The following is a 14,018-nucleotide window of genomic DNA, read 5'->3' on the forward strand; positions in this document are numbered from 1 at the left end:
ATCAGTTAATTAGTGTGATTGGTATTAGTGGCCTAAATCAATAATAAATGCGTTTGGATAATCAGCCTTTAACGACTCCAATAATTGTTTGGCTTTTGACTCACTGCCAACAGGCCCAAGGCGTAAGAAATAAAGGTTATCTTTTTGGTCGAAGAAAGTGCTGACTTTATATTTTGCTTTGATCTCTTTTGATAGTCGCACCGCTTTATCTGCGCTTGAAGTCACCAAATATTGAATATTAAAGTGTTCGCTTGTTGTGCTAGTTGTTGTCTCTTTTTCTGATGCTGAAGCGTTTGCCTCTGCTTCTTTTGGGAAATGGATCAATTCGATTTCAACTTGTCCTGTACCCGCTGCTAAGATGCCTAATTTATTTGCAGCGGCGTAGGAAAGATCAATAATACGTCCTTCATGGAAAGGTCCTCGATCATTAACGCGTACAATCACTTTCTTGTTATTCTCGAGGTTAGTTACTTGAACATAACTTGGTAAAGGTAAGTTTTTATGGGCTGCAGTCATTTCAAACATATCATAACGTTCACCATTTGCAGTTAAATGCCCATGGAACTTATTGCCGTACCATGATGCTCCGCCTTTTTCGGTTAATTCAGTGATATCTCGCCACACTTTATAATCAACACCACGTAAACGGTAATCTTTGTTGCCACCGCGAGAGTAGGGTTCATAACGAGGCACTGCATCTTCAACATCGTCTAAATTAGGGATGTCAGCAGGTGCATGATCTTGACTGTATTGATAACGGCCTTTATTTGGGTCGTCATTTCTGTCGTCTACTGTAGGAGTCTCAGTATTGTTGCTACTACAAGCCGTTAAAAAAAGACTGACGAGGCATAAGTTAACTATTTTTTTCATTTCATTTTTACCGTTTGATATTAAAGCGTTTATGGGTATGGATAGACATTAAAATACCAAATCCAGCAAGCAAGGTTACAATAGATGTACCACCAAAGCTAACGATAGGTAAAGGCACGCCTACAACGGGTAGTAAACCACTCACCATGCCAATGTTTACAAAAACATAAACAAAGAAAGTTAAAATAATACTACCAGCAATTAATTTGGTGAATGCATCCTGTGCTTGGTTTGCTATCCACAGGCCTCGTCCAATGAGTAAGATGTAAATACTTAATAATACTAACACCCCTACAAACCCAAATTCTTCAGAGAAAACAGAGAAGATAAAATCAGTATGTCGTTCTGGTAAAAACTCCAATTGGGATTGTGTACCGAGCATCCAGCCTTTGCCTAATAAACCACCAGAGCCAATGGCAATTTTAGACTGAATGATATGGTACCCAGCGCCTAAGGGATCCGCTTCTGGGTTAAGTAACGTTAATACTCGCCCGCGCTGATAATCAAGCATTAAGAAGTACCATAAAATAGGGATGAAGGCTAAAACAGCGGTTACAGCAAGGCCGATATAAATCCACGAGATACCAGATAAAAACAGCACAAAAATACCAGAGGAGGCGACTAAAATCGAGGTACCAAGATCCGGTTGTTTAGCAATTAATAAGGTCGGTATGATCACTAAACATAAGGCGATGATCCCTTGCTTTAGCCGTGTTGGTAAGGTGTGTTGGCTAACATAGTAGGCAACCATTAATGGCATAATCAGTTTCATTATTTCGGAAGGTTGAAACTTGGTAAAGCCAAGGTCTAACCAACGTTGTGCCCCTTTCCCTGTGTGCCCAAAAGCCAGTACCGCAACTAACAGCAAAACACTGATAATAAAGATAGCGGGAGTCCATCGCTGATAATATTCAGGTGGTACCTGTGCAAGGCCTATCATCACGACAAGTGCGATCGCGAGGCGAGTCAGTTGGCGATAGACCATCTCTATCCCATCAACTGAGTATAAAACAGTTAAACTAATACTCATTAGTGCAAATAGGCCAAGCAATAGATACGGGTCAATATGCAGGCGATAAAAGATACTTTTTTGAGCTTGTGTACTAACCATAATTATGAACCTGGTGTTGTATTTGAAGTGGTTTCTTCAGGTTTTTTAAAGTATTCGTCAAGTAAGGCACGTGCTATTGGTGCTGCGTTACTACTACCACCACCTGCATTTTCTAATACGACAGAAACAACTACCTCTGGTGATTCAAAAGGAGCAAGAGCAACAAACATTGCATTGTCACGATGACGTTCATCGATTTTACTGGCATCGTATCTTTCGCCATCTTTAATGTTAATCACCTGTGCTGTTCCTGATTTACCAGCCACAGTATATTCAGCATCACCAAATGCTTTAAACCCAGTCCCTCTTTTTTTACTGGTAACACCTTGCATAGCTTCTAGGGCGATTTCCCAGTAGCGTTGTTTTTCTAAGTTAACTATTTGTTTATTGTCATGTTCTGGTGTTTCAGTTTTGCCACCTAAAGTCATTGAGCGTAGTATATGTGGCTCAACATTTTGACCTTTTCTGGCTAATATAGCGGTTGCTTTAGTTAACTGAATAGGTGTAACTGTCCAGTAACCTTGGCCAATACCAATGGAAATAGTGTCTCCATCATACCAAGGCTGATTAAAGCGACTACGTTTCCAGTCACGAGAAGGCATAATTGCTTTTGTTTCTTCAGCAATATCTAAGCCACTATATTCACCAAAACCAAACAGTTTCATGAATGGATTAATACGGTCGATACCTAGCTTATAAGCCGCATCATAGAAAAAAGTGTCACAACTTTGTTCTATTGCATGGAATACATCAACTAAGCCGTGTCCCCAACGTTTCCAATCACGGAAGCGTCGTTTTGAATTAGGTACAATCCACCAACCTGGATCGAATATTTTTGTTTCTTCTGTGATCACTTTTTCATTCAATGCCAGTAATGCCATTTGCGGTTTAATGGTTGATGCAGGCGGGTATCGTCCTTGTGTAGAGCGATTGATGAGAGGGCGATCTTTTGAAGATAGTAATGCTTGGTATTGTTTTTGGCTAATCCCTGTCACGAATAAATTGGGATCGTAACTTGGAGCAGATACTAAACTTAAAATAGCCCCTGTTTTAGCATTCATTAATATGATGCTACCACGTGAGTCACCTAGCAATTCTTGCGCTTTTAATTGTAAATTAACATCGACATTTAGCGTTAAGTCTTTACCTGGAGTAGGTGCAGTAAAACTTAATGTACGTATTACTTTTCCCCAACTATCTACTTCGACTTGGCGCTGTCCAGGTTCACCATGTAAAATATCTTCATAATATTTTTCAATACCTAGCTTACCTATATAGTTAGTGCCTTGGTATCTAGCACGCTCACCTTTTTCATTAATTTTTTCTAAATCACGACTATTTATTTTAGCAATATAGCCTAATAAATGAGTAAAAGAGTCACCGTAAGGGTAATAGCGTTTTAAGCTGGCTTTGATTGAGAAACCCTTAAAGAGGTGCTGATTAACAGTGAATAGCGCGACTTCTTTAGGAGTGAGTTGGTTACGAATAGTGACGGCTTTGAAAGAACGGGAGTAGTTGTTATTTTTTTTGAAGTCCGTTAGCTCATCTTCAGTTAGATTCAGTAAATCAGTTAATCTTTCTAAATCATTTTGAAGGTCATTAGTTTTATTAACGATCACCTGTAGGCTATAAACAGGCCTGTTTTCGGCTAGGATAACACCATTACGGTCGTAAATGAGTCCTCGATTAGGAGGGACAGTTTGTACACTGATTCTATTGGCATTAGATCGCGTTTTGTAAGTGTCGAAAGATTTTATTTGTAAGTAATAGAGGTTAGTGACGAGAATACCAACCCCTAACAAGATCATGAAAAAAACAAAAATGGTTCTGCGCATGAAGAGTGCAGATTCTGCACTGTGGTTACGAATGCTATTACGTTTGTTTTTCACCATTATTCTCTATGGTAAGGGTGATTAATGGTAAGTGTAAACGCACGATACAAACTTTCTGCAACAATAATTCTAACCAAAGGGTGAGGTAAAGTTAGTGCAGATAAAGACCAACGCTGCTCTGATAGCTTAATACATTCAGGGGCAAGGCCTTCTGGTCCACCAATTAATAAACTAATATTACGTCCATCATGCTGCCACTTAGTCATTTCACTTGCTAATTGTTCGGTTGTCCAAGATTTCCCAGTTACTTCTAAAGTAACAATTTTATTACCTTTAGGAATGGCCTCTAGGGTAAGTTCACCTTCTTTTTTTAAAATACGTTTAATGTCCGCATTTTTGCCACGTTTACCTGCGTTAATTTCCACTAACTCAAGTTGCATCTCTTTTGGGAAACGACGTGCATATTCTTGGTAACCTTTTTCAACCCAGTCTGGCATTTTAGTGCCTACTGCAATTAGCTGAATTTTCATTATGCTGTTTCAGTCCATAGTTTTTCTAGTTGGTAGAATTGACGCGTTTCGTCTTGCATTACATGCACAACGACGTTACTTAAATCAATTAGTACCCAGTCACTACCTTCTAATCCTTCAACACCTAGTGGTACTTCACCGGCATTTTTAGCTGCTAAAGCTGTTTGCTCTGCGATTGAGCGGACATGACGTTTAGATGTTCCAGTACAAATAATAAGTGTATCTGTTACATCTGAGATATCTGCAACATCAATTGTTACGATTTCTTTTGCTTTCATGTCTTCAAGTTGATTGATGATAAATGCTTTTAATTGTTCGTCTTGCAAGGGAATTTCCTTCCGAGTTTATTAGTTAAATTGTTTTCAGCAGCGGAGTATATCACGCAACACAATAATTGGATGCCTTTTGAGGTTAATTTCACCTTTTTATTAAGCGAATTTCGCAATAAATAAAATACCTTACCAATCAAAGCAAGATCTTAAACACTAATTAGATAGATCCATTACTTGCAAATATGCAGTAATTTATTAGACTTAGTGGTCAAAAGTGGGGAAAAGTGCCAATTTGTGGATTTTTTTAAAAAAAGTGGGTTTTAAACTCATAAATCAATGGAATTGAATGCTCATGTTACGTGGTGCAAATGCAATTAATTTAGACACAAAAGGACGAATTGCGATTCCTACTCGGTATCGTGATTGGCTGACTGAGCATTGTCAGGGCCAATTTGTGTGCACCATTGATTTTCAATCGCAAAATTGTTTACTACTTTATCCCTTGCATGAATGGTTGTTGATCGAAGAAAAATTACGTGGTTTATCAAGTACTAACCCACAAGAACGTCGAATTCAGCGTTTGATATTAGGCCATGCAAGCGAATGTGAGTTAGATAAAACCGGGCGTACCTTGATTGCGCCTACACTTCGTCAGCATGCAAAGTTAGATAAAAAAATTATGTTGGTAGGTCAGTTGAACAAATTCGAAATCTGGGATGAGCAAGTGTGGCATCAACAAGTACAGCAAGATCTACAAACTGATATGTCATTAGGCATGGAATTAAGTGATTCTCTGAAGGAGTTCTCGTTTTAATGAGTGAGCATATAACCGTATTACTAGATGAAGCTGTAGATGGGCTCGCAATTAAACCAGATGGTATCTATGTTGATGGTACTTTTGGGCGTGGCGGACATTCTCGTCATATCTTATCTAAATTAGGTCCCAATGGTCGTTTAATTGCCATTGACCGAGACCCTCGTGCCATCGCAACTGCTGAAGCATTAAAACTTGAAGATAGTCGTTTCGATATTGTACACGGTCCTTTTTCTGGGCTCGCTGATTACATTAAAGAAATGGGCTTAGCTGGAAAAGTAGATGGGGTTTTATTAGATTTAGGGGTGTCTTCTCCGCAATTAGACGATGCTGAACGTGGCTTTAGCTTTATGCGTGATGGACCATTAGATATGAGAATGGATCCTACTTCAGGTATTAGCGCTGCAGATTGGTTAGCAAAAGCTGATGTTGATGATATCGGCTGGGCGTTAAAAACCTTCGGTGAAGAAAAGTTCGCTTATCGAATCGCACGTGCCATTGTTGCTGATCGTGAAGAGACTCCTTTTACTCGTACTTTACAACTTGCGCAGTTAATTGAGCGCCTGTGTCCTAGACGCGACCAGAAAAAACATCCTGCTACACGTAGTTTCCAAGGCATCAGAATTTACATAAATAGTGAACTTGAAGAGATTCATAAAGTATTAGATGGCGCATTGGATATTTTGGCTATTGGTGGTCAGTTATCAGTGATTAGTTTCCACTCTTTAGAAGATCGCATTGTAAAACGTTTCATTCGCAAACACGAAAAGGGTCCTGAATACCCAGCTGGTTTGCCATTAACTGATGCTCAAATGCAAGACGGTAAGAACCTTAAATCAGTTGGCAAAGCATTAAAACCTACTGCTAATGAAATTAAATTAAACCCTCGATCACGAAGCTCTGTGCTACGTGTAGCTATTAAGATAAGACAGCCTGAGGTGAAGTAAGTGTCAAACACTCAAGATAACTTTTTGTTACTGATTCTACATGATTTACGTAAAAATATAGTCCTAGTTATTCTAGGAATATTAATATTAATCAGTGCTTTATATAACATTTATGTGACGCATGAAACACGTAGTTTAGTCACACAAAAAGAGTTACTTTCACAACAGAAAGATAACTTAATGATTGAGTGGAGAAATTTGTTAATTGAAGAGCACACGCTCGATGAGCATAGCAGAATACGTTTTGTTGCCAGAAATAAATTATCGATGGCGCAACCAACTAAAGAAAATAGTGTATTAGTGGAAATTCGATGAATAAAAAACGGACAGCAACAAAGGCGAAAGGAAACTCACAAACCCGTAAAAACAAGGTGTACTTGACCTATTCATCAGGTCGTTACGTTTTTGTTGCCGGTGCTATTTTCATGATCGCAGTTGCGTTAATTGCGCGCTTGGCTTTTATTCAAGTGATAGAGCCTGACTACCTCACTAATGAAGCTGATAAGCGTAGCCTACGTGTAACAACTTCAGTTGCTCATCGTGGTAATATTGAAGATCGTAATGGCGAAGAATTGGCGATTAGTGTACCTGCATTTGCAATTTGGGTTGATCCAAAAGAAGTAAAAAAACACTTTGCATTTACACGTGAAGAGTGGGAAGCAAGTGCTGTAGTTAATCCTAAAACGGGTATTGAAAAACATACTAAAAAATATTTCTACGAGTCTAAAAAATGGCCGGCATTAGCATCAGTATTAGATATTAATATCGATGATCTGGCGAAAACAATTCAAAAGCCAAAATCACGATTTGCTTATCTAAAGCGTCAAGTTAATGATCCTGTCGTTCAATACATCAAACAGCTTAAACTAAAAGGTATTTCTAGTCAGTTAGAGTCACATCGTTTTTACCCTACAGGTGAGATCAATGCCAATATTCTTGGGTTAACAGACTTAGATTCACAAGGGATTGAAGGCATTGAGAAAAGTTACAATGCATATCTTGAAGGGCAAGCAGGTGCCAAAAAAGTACGTAAAGACCGATTAGGTAATGTCATTGATAATATCGAAATTCTTAAAGAGAAAAAATTAGCGGGTAATTTACAGCTAACGATTGATCAACGTATCCAAGCTGTCGCCTACAGCGAACTTAAACGTTCAATTAAAATCAATAATGCAACTTCAGGTTCTATTGTGGTGATTGATATTAATACCGGTGAAATTTATGCGATGGCTAACTATCCATCTTTTAATCCAAATGACCGTGACCAATACCAAGCTTATAAATTACGTAACCGAGCAATCACAGATACATTTGAGCCAGGCTCTACAGTTAAGCCATTAGTAGTAGCAAGTGCGCTTATTAATAAGAAAACTGATGTTGATGAGATAGTGAATACTTCTCCAGGTTGGATGAATGTTGGTGGGCGACGTGTACGAGATAGCCATAACTACGGGAAAATGAGTCTTGCTAAGATACTTAAAAAATCAAGTAATGTAGGGGTAAGTAAATTAGCGTTGCGTTTAAAACCAGAGCAATTGCAACAAACCTTTGCTGATTTTGGTTTAGGTAATGATACGGGTATTGGTTTAATCGGTGAAAGTGTAGGACGTTTACCTTTCCGTCACCGTTGGTCTGATTTTGAATTAGCAACTATGTCTTTCGGTTATGGTATCACCGCAACCACGCTTCAACTAGCTAAAGCTTATGCTATTTTAGGCAGTGGCGGTGTTCAATATCCTCTTTCTATTATTAAAGGTACTCAACAACCTGGCGAACAGGTTATTCCGAGTAATATTGCACGTGAAGTTGTGGCGATGATGGAAGGGGTAACAGAGCAAGGCGGTACTGCACGTAAAGCAAAAGTAGAGGGATATCGCATTGCTGGTAAAACCGGAACCTCTCGAAAAGCCGTTGCAGGTGGTTATGGTGACGATTATGTCGCGGTATTTGCAGGATTAGCGCCAGCTTCAAGACCTAGATTCGCTATTGCTGTGATGATTAATGAACCGCAAGGTGATCGTTATTATGCGGGTGATGTTGCTGCACCTGTTTTCTCTGCGGTGATGAAAAGTACTTTATTGTTAACACATGTATTACCAGATGGTGGAGAGCAAAGTTACACCTATTTGGAGGCAAAATGATAGATCGAGGAGCAGATCAAAGTATAGCTACTTGTACACTTCTTTGGTTACTTTCTAAACCTTCATACAAGCTGTTACTTGATCCTCAGGCGCAATCTACCATTGCGTCTTTAAATATTGCCATTTCGGGCATGACCTTAGATAGCCGAAATGTTACCTCGGGCGACCTATTTGTCGCTTTGCAGGGGGCGTTAAGTGATGGTCGCCAGTTTATTCAAAACGCTATTGTTGCAGGTGCTGTTGCTGTACTTTCAGAAACCACTGAACAAGAGCAGCATGGTGTAATAGAGCATCAACAGAATACGGTTATTGTCAAAGTATATAAATTACATCACTACCTTAGTGATATCGCTATGCGTTTTTATTTCCCAAGTAATAATTGCCATCCAGTGACCGCTATTACCGGTACAAACGGTAAAACAACCATCGCTAGTTTGCTAGCTAATAGTTATATGTTGTTAAAACAACAAAGTGCGCAAATGGGCACGATTGGCAATGGACTATATGGTCAATTAAAAGCCAGCCTTAATACCACCTTGGATGCTATTTCTGTTTGTAGAGAGTTAAGTAGCTACCAGCAACAAGGTGCGCAATACACTATCATGGAAGTGTCATCGCATGGTTTGATTCAAGGGCGCGTTGCTGCGATTCCCTTTTCTACTGCTATTTTTACTAATTTGACTCGTGACCATTTAGATTATCACGGCACTATGCAGGCTTATGCCGATGCTAAAAAAATATTGTTTGAAAACTTTCCTCTAAAACATCGCATTATTAATGCTGATGATCCAGTTGGTCGTGAATGGTTAAGCCAGTATCCCAATGCTATCGCTTATGGTGTGCAAGCTACTAATAATAAACAGTACTTTAAAATTGAACACGTGGCTTATTTAGCGCAAGGCATTGTATTTGATTTTAACTCTAGTTGGGGTGAAGGTCAGATTCAAGCGCCATTCTATGGTGATTTTAATGTGTCTAATATTGCTGCTGTAAGTTGTGCATTATTGGCAGATGGTTACTCAATCGCGCAAATTCAAACCGTGCTTGCACAATTAACGGTTGTACCGGGAAGAATGGAGCAATACTTTTTTGAAAAGCAAAATTTAACCTTTGTTGTTGATTATGCCCATACTCCTGATGCCTTATCTAATGCATTAAATGCACTTCAAAAACATAAAGACGAGCAACAAGGGCGGATTATTGCTGTTTTTGGTTGCGGCGGTGATCGCGATAAAGGTAAACGAGCTGAAATGGCAAAAGCGGCCGAGCAGGGTGCAGATCATGTGATTATTGTTGATGATAACCCTCGTACAGAAGATGCTAAAGCCATTGTCGACGATATTAAAAAAGGGTTAACCCAAGCAGATACTGCAACAGTTATACATGATCGTAAGCAAGCTCTTATGCATTTACTCGCCACCGCCAACAATGGCGATATCATACTTGTTGCTGGAAAAGGCCATGAAGATTATCAAATTTTTGGTGATAAAAAAGTACATTATAGTGATCGTGAATGCTTGTCTGAATTGATCGCACAGGAACAATAAAAGTAGGTAAATATGATCGCAATCACTGTAGAGCAGTTGTGCTTGGCCACTAATGGCGTGTTAAAGAAAGGCTTTCAAACATTAAATAACTGTGCCAATACCGTTATTGAAAATGTCAGTACCGATACGCGTACTATTCAGCCATCGGATTTGTTCATCGCGTTAAAAGGGCCGAGTTTCGATGCCCATCAATTATTACAAAGTGCTATAGATAAAGGCGCAAGTGTTGTTCTAGTTGAAGCAAGTAGTGAAATATCACTACCAGCAGACTCGATTGTTGTTGAAGTAGAAGATACACGTATTGCACTAGGTTTATTAGGCAGTTATGTGAAACAACAAGTAACTGGCTTAAAATGTGCTGCAATCACAGGAAGTAACGGTAAAACCACTTGTAAAGAATTATTAACTGCGATTTTAACCGCATACTGTGGCGATGCAGACACGGTTCTATCAACAGCAGGTAACTTCAATAACGACATCGGTTTACCTTTAACATTGCTGCGTCTACAAAAGCAGCATGCATTTGCAGTAGTAGAACTTGGTGCGAACCACATTGGCGAAATAGCCTATACATCGACGCTTGCAAAACCTAATGTGGCTTTGGTAAATAATGTAATGCCTGCGCATCTTGAAGGTTTTGGTTCATTAGAAGGGGTTGCGAAAGCGAAATCTGAGATTTGGGATAGCCTAGATAAATCAGGTATTGCTGTGGTTAATTTAGATGCTAATTTTGCACAAGATTTTATTACTAAGCTAAGCAATAAAAAACAGCCATTTATTACCTTCTCTCAAATTGACTCGACTATCAACAATGCACCACAAGTTGATTGTTTTGCAACTGAGATTGTAAATAACCCATTAGGCCAAGCCAGTTTTAAGTTAACGATCAAAAAAGGTCTGTTAGCAGCTACTGATCAATCAACTCAAATACAGTTAAATATACCCGGTCAACACAATGTCAGTAATGCGTTAGCTGCGAGTTCAATGGCCTTTGCATTAGGTTGTTCATTAAACGACATCAAACAAGGTTTAGAAACGTTACAACAAGTTGCTGGTCGAGTAAATTCGACGGTTATTTCTGACACATTAACCGTGATAGACGATACTTATAACGCTAACTCTGCCTCAGTAAGGGCTGGTATCGATTTATTATCACAATATGCACATTCAACGCGAGTACTGGTTTGTGGTGATATGGGTGAATTAGGCGAATATGCAAAACAAGAACATAAAACCATTGGAGCGTATGCAAAAGATAAAGAAATAGATAAATTATTTACGGTTGGAAGTTTGAGTCAATTAGCAACACATGAGTATAATGCCGCCTCTAAAAATGCTGATGCAGAACACTTTTCAGAGAAAGGCCAACTTGAAGTGGCGATAGATGCTTTTCTACGGACACAAAAAAACAATGTTGTGGTTCTTGTGAAGGGCTCACGTAGTGCCAAAATGGAAGATATTGTTACTTTCATTAAACAAAAATACAGTGTTTAAACTACCCATCTTTGGCAGTTTAACTGCGTTATAAAATAGGATTTTAAAAATGATAGTCTGGTTAGCAGAGTTACTTTCGAGTCATTTTACATTTTTTAATGTATTGACTTACTTATCTGTAAGAATGGTTTTTGCTGTATTAACAGCGCTTGCATTTTCGTTATGGGCTGGGCCTAAACTAATACGATATTTGCAAAGTCAACAAATTGGACAAGTGGTTCGTGATGACGGCCCTGAGTCTCATTTCAGTAAAGCTGGGACGCCAACAATGGGCGGTATTTTGATACTGGCTGCAATTGTGTTGAGTACTGTTTTATGGGCAAGACTAGACAACCTTTATGTATGGGTTGTGTTATTTACGACAGTTTCTTTTGGTGCAATTGGTTTTATGGATGACTATTTAAAAGTTGTGCGTAAACACCCGGATGGTTTGATTGCCCGTTGGAAATATTTTTGGCAATCAGTGACGGCATTAACGATTGGTGTTGTTTTGTATTTGACTGCATCAGGCGATGCACAATTAACGTTAGTGGTTCCTTTCTTTAAAGAATATATGCCATACCTTGGTTTACTGTTTATTCCACTTGTTTATTTTACACTCGTTGGTAGTAGTAATGCGGTGAATTTAACCGATGGTCTTGATGGCTTAGCGATTATGCCGACGGTAATGGTTGCCTCTGCTTTTGCTTTAATTGCTTACTTAACAAGTCATGTTAACTATTCACATTATCTGTTCATTCCTTATATTCCACAGGCTAGTGAGTTAGTTATTATTTGTGGCACCATTGCTGGGGCTGGCTTAGGCTTTTTATGGTTTAATACTTATCCTGCACAGGTCTTTATGGGCGATGTGGGTTCACTGGCATTAGGCGCGATTTTAGGTGTGATTGCGGTACTAGTACGCCAAGAGTTTTTGTTAGTGATCATGGGTGGTATCTTCGTGCTTGAAACCGTGTCAGTTATCTTACAAGTAGGGTCTTATAAAATGCGTAAACAACGTATCTTTAGAATGGCGCCTATTCACCATCACTATGAGAAAAAAGGTTGGCCGGAACCACGTGTTATCGTTCGATTTTGGATCATCACTATTGTATTAGTACTTATTGGCTTAGTTACACTGAAGGTGCGTTAACATGCATTCAAAGCAAATTGCTGTTATTGGGTTAGGTGTCACAGGGTTATCCTGTGTCACCTTTTTCACTAAAAAAGGGGTTGATGTTACGGTTTTTGATACGCGAGCTGAGCCGCCAGGTAAAGAACAGCTTTCTTCACAAACTGAATTGATTATTGGCCCATTGGTCGCTGAGCGTTTGCTACAATTTGATACCTTGGTGGTGAGTCCAGGTATTGCTTTATCGACACCTGCAATTGCCCAAGCAAAGTTGCAGGGAGTTGAGGTTATTGGGGATATAGAGCTATTTGCTCGTGAGTTAAATACATCTCAATACACCGATACTAAATTAGTTACTATTACCGGTTCTAATGGTAAGAGTACGGTGACTAGCTTGTTAGGTGAAATGGCAAGTGAAGCAGGTGTGAATGTGGGAGTAGGCGGTAATATCGGCGTGCCTGCTTTAGATTTGCTAGACCCATCTCGAACGCTCTATATTCTAGAGTTATCTAGTTTTCAATTAGAAACCACAGAATCACTTAATGCAACGGTAGCAACTATTTTAAATGTCAGTGAAGATCATTTGGACCGTTATCCAAGTTATCAAGCTTATACCGATGCAAAGCATAAGATTTACCAACAAACTAAGATGTCGTTGATTAATCGTGATGATTCCTTAACGTTTACTCAAATGATGCCTCAAATTAGTTTTGGCTTTGATCAGCAACAATACGGTCTTACTGAGCAAAATAAACAAACTTATTTAAGTTTTGAAGGACAACCATTGCTTGCTTGCTCACAATTAAAATTAAGTGGTAAGCATAACTGGATGAATGCCTTAGCGGCCCTTGCTTTAGGTTCGCAAGTTGCGTTGCCAATGTCGTCGATGTTGAAAACGCTGCAGACATATAAAGGATTAAAACACCGCTGTGAATTTGTTAAGGAAGTGCAAGGTGTACGTTGGATAAACGACTCTAAAGCTACTAATGTCGGTGCAACACAAGCGGCCTTATTGGGTTTATCTGAGACAATTTCAGGGCAGGTTCATGTTATTTTAGGTGGCGATGGTAAAGGTGCTGATTTCTCAGAACTTAGTGATGCACTTTCAGAAGTAGCAGGGCAAATTGTCTGTTTTGGTCAAGATGCCGATGCGATTGCTGCCCAATCTAATAAAGCTGTTGTAGTAGATAATTTACAACAAGCAGTTAAACATATTCATGAATATGCTCATGAAGGTGATTTAGCTATCTTAACACCTGCTTGCGCGAGCTTAGATATGTATAAGAATTTTATGGCCCGCGGCGATCACTTTGTTGATGTAGTGAATTCACTAGAAACTAAGGTTTAAC

General features: G+C 39.1%; 13 protein-coding genes. 8 read left to right on the top strand and 5 right to left on the bottom strand.

The annotated features are described in order from the left end of the window. Window positions 1–24: 24 nt before the first annotated feature. The 5 genes from V6256_RS07235 to rsfS are packed head-to-tail and all read right to left on the bottom strand — an operon-like array spanning window position 25 to window position 4,669. Window positions 25–870 (bottom strand): septal ring lytic transglycosylase RlpA family protein, encoded by an 846-nt coding sequence (locus V6256_RS07235; RefSeq protein ID WP_341597407.1) that lies wholly within the window; start codon window positions 868–870, stop codon window positions 25–27. Between the two features lie 7 nt (window positions 871–877). After that, the gene (gene rodA / locus V6256_RS07240; protein WP_341597408.1) at window positions 878–1,981 is read right to left on the bottom strand and encodes a rod shape-determining protein RodA; all 1,104 of its coding nucleotides are present in this window, start codon (window positions 1,979–1,981) and stop codon (window positions 878–880) included. A gap of 2 nt (window positions 1,982–1,983) precedes the next feature. Next, the gene (gene mrdA, locus V6256_RS07245) at window positions 1,984–3,873 is read right to left on the bottom strand and encodes a penicillin-binding protein 2 (RefSeq protein ID WP_341597409.1); all 1,890 of its coding nucleotides are present in this window, start codon (window positions 3,871–3,873) and stop codon (window positions 1,984–1,986) included. Then, window positions 3,873–4,343, bottom strand: coding sequence for a 23S rRNA (pseudouridine(1915)-N(3))-methyltransferase RlmH (gene rlmH / locus V6256_RS07250; RefSeq protein ID WP_341597410.1), 471 nt, complete (start codon window positions 4,341–4,343; stop codon window positions 3,873–3,875). The genes mrdA and rlmH overlap by 1 nt, the downstream gene beginning before the upstream one ends. Next, the gene (gene rsfS, locus V6256_RS07255; protein ID WP_341597411.1) at window positions 4,343–4,669 is read right to left on the bottom strand and encodes a ribosome silencing factor; all 327 of its coding nucleotides are present in this window, start codon (window positions 4,667–4,669) and stop codon (window positions 4,343–4,345) included. The genes rlmH and rsfS overlap by 1 nt, the downstream gene beginning before the upstream one ends. Before the next feature lie 298 nt (window positions 4,670–4,967). On the opposite strand from rsfS, the gene mraZ reads away from it, so the two are divergent. Genes mraZ through murD form a run of 8 tightly spaced genes read left to right on the top strand, consistent with a single transcriptional unit; the run spans window position 4,968 to window position 14,017 of the window. After that, window positions 4,968–5,429, top strand: a complete 462-nt coding sequence (gene mraZ / locus V6256_RS07260) for a division/cell wall cluster transcriptional repressor MraZ (RefSeq protein WP_341597430.1) — start codon at window positions 4,968–4,970, stop codon at window positions 5,427–5,429. After that, complete coding sequence (gene rsmH / locus V6256_RS07265) at window positions 5,429–6,376, top strand: 16S rRNA (cytosine(1402)-N(4))-methyltransferase RsmH (protein WP_341597412.1); 948 nt, start codon at window positions 5,429–5,431, stop codon at window positions 6,374–6,376. Before mraZ ends, rsmH begins: the two co-directional genes overlap by 1 nt. Continuing rightward, window positions 6,377–6,691 carry a cell division protein FtsL gene (gene ftsL / locus V6256_RS07270; protein ID WP_341597413.1) on the top strand — a complete coding sequence of 105 codons (315 nt, stop codon included), beginning with the start codon at window positions 6,377–6,379 and terminating at the stop codon, window positions 6,689–6,691. Beyond that, window positions 6,688–8,517 (top strand): peptidoglycan D,D-transpeptidase FtsI family protein, encoded by a 1,830-nt coding sequence (locus V6256_RS07275; protein ID WP_341597414.1) that lies wholly within the window; start codon window positions 6,688–6,690, stop codon window positions 8,515–8,517. The genes ftsL and V6256_RS07275 overlap by 4 nt, the downstream gene beginning before the upstream one ends. Continuing rightward, window positions 8,514–10,064: a UDP-N-acetylmuramoyl-L-alanyl-D-glutamate--2,6-diaminopimelate ligase gene (gene murE / locus V6256_RS07280; protein WP_341597415.1), complete on the top strand. Its 1,551-nt coding sequence runs from the start codon at window positions 8,514–8,516 to the stop codon at window positions 10,062–10,064. The genes V6256_RS07275 and murE overlap by 4 nt, the downstream gene beginning before the upstream one ends. A gap of 12 nt (window positions 10,065–10,076) precedes the next feature. After that, window positions 10,077–11,558: a UDP-N-acetylmuramoyl-tripeptide--D-alanyl-D-alanine ligase gene (locus V6256_RS07285; RefSeq protein WP_341597416.1), complete on the top strand. Its 1,482-nt coding sequence runs from the start codon at window positions 10,077–10,079 to the stop codon at window positions 11,556–11,558. Window positions 11,559–11,607: 49 nt separating this feature from the next. Further along, the gene (gene mraY, locus V6256_RS07290; RefSeq protein WP_341597417.1) at window positions 11,608–12,690 is read left to right on the top strand and encodes a phospho-N-acetylmuramoyl-pentapeptide-transferase; all 1,083 of its coding nucleotides are present in this window, start codon (window positions 11,608–11,610) and stop codon (window positions 12,688–12,690) included. Window position 12,691: 1 nt separating this feature from the next. Then, window positions 12,692–14,017, top strand: a complete 1,326-nt coding sequence (gene murD, locus V6256_RS07295) for a UDP-N-acetylmuramoyl-L-alanine--D-glutamate ligase (protein WP_341597418.1) — start codon at window positions 12,692–12,694, stop codon at window positions 14,015–14,017. Window position 14,018: the final 1 nt, after the last annotated feature.

It is taken from the genome of Psychromonas aquatilis (genome assembly GCF_038155185.1).
In the GTDB taxonomy this organism is placed as follows: Bacteria; Pseudomonadota; Gammaproteobacteria; order Enterobacterales; family Psychromonadaceae; genus Psychromonas; species Psychromonas aquatilis.

Excerpts from the sequence above, each read along its gene's own strand:
- V6256_RS07235 (WP_341597407.1), bottom strand. The coding sequence starts at position 870 with ATGAAAAAAATAGTTAACTTATGCCTCGTCAGTCTTTTTTTAACGGCT.
- rodA (WP_341597408.1), bottom strand. The coding sequence starts at position 1,981 with ATGGTTAGTACACAAGCTCAAAAAAGTATCTTTTATCGCCTGCATATT.
- mrdA (WP_341597409.1), bottom strand. The coding sequence starts at position 3,873 with ATGGTGAAAAACAAACGTAATAGCATTCGTAACCACAGTGCAGAATCT.
- rlmH (WP_341597410.1), bottom strand. The coding sequence starts at position 4,343 with ATGAAAATTCAGCTAATTGCAGTAGGCACTAAAATGCCAGACTGGGTT.
- mraZ (WP_341597430.1), top strand. The coding sequence starts at position 4,968 with ATGTTACGTGGTGCAAATGCAATTAATTTAGACACAAAAGGACGAATT.
- rsmH (WP_341597412.1), top strand. The coding sequence starts at position 5,429 with ATGAGTGAGCATATAACCGTATTACTAGATGAAGCTGTAGATGGGCTC.
- V6256_RS07275 (WP_341597414.1), top strand. The coding sequence starts at position 6,688 with ATGAATAAAAAACGGACAGCAACAAAGGCGAAAGGAAACTCACAAACC.
- murE (WP_341597415.1), top strand. The coding sequence starts at position 8,514 with ATGATAGATCGAGGAGCAGATCAAAGTATAGCTACTTGTACACTTCTT.
- V6256_RS07285 (WP_341597416.1), top strand. The coding sequence starts at position 10,077 with ATGATCGCAATCACTGTAGAGCAGTTGTGCTTGGCCACTAATGGCGTG.
- mraY (WP_341597417.1), top strand. The coding sequence starts at position 11,608 with ATGATAGTCTGGTTAGCAGAGTTACTTTCGAGTCATTTTACATTTTTT.
- murD (WP_341597418.1), top strand. The coding sequence starts at position 12,692 with ATGCATTCAAAGCAAATTGCTGTTATTGGGTTAGGTGTCACAGGGTTA.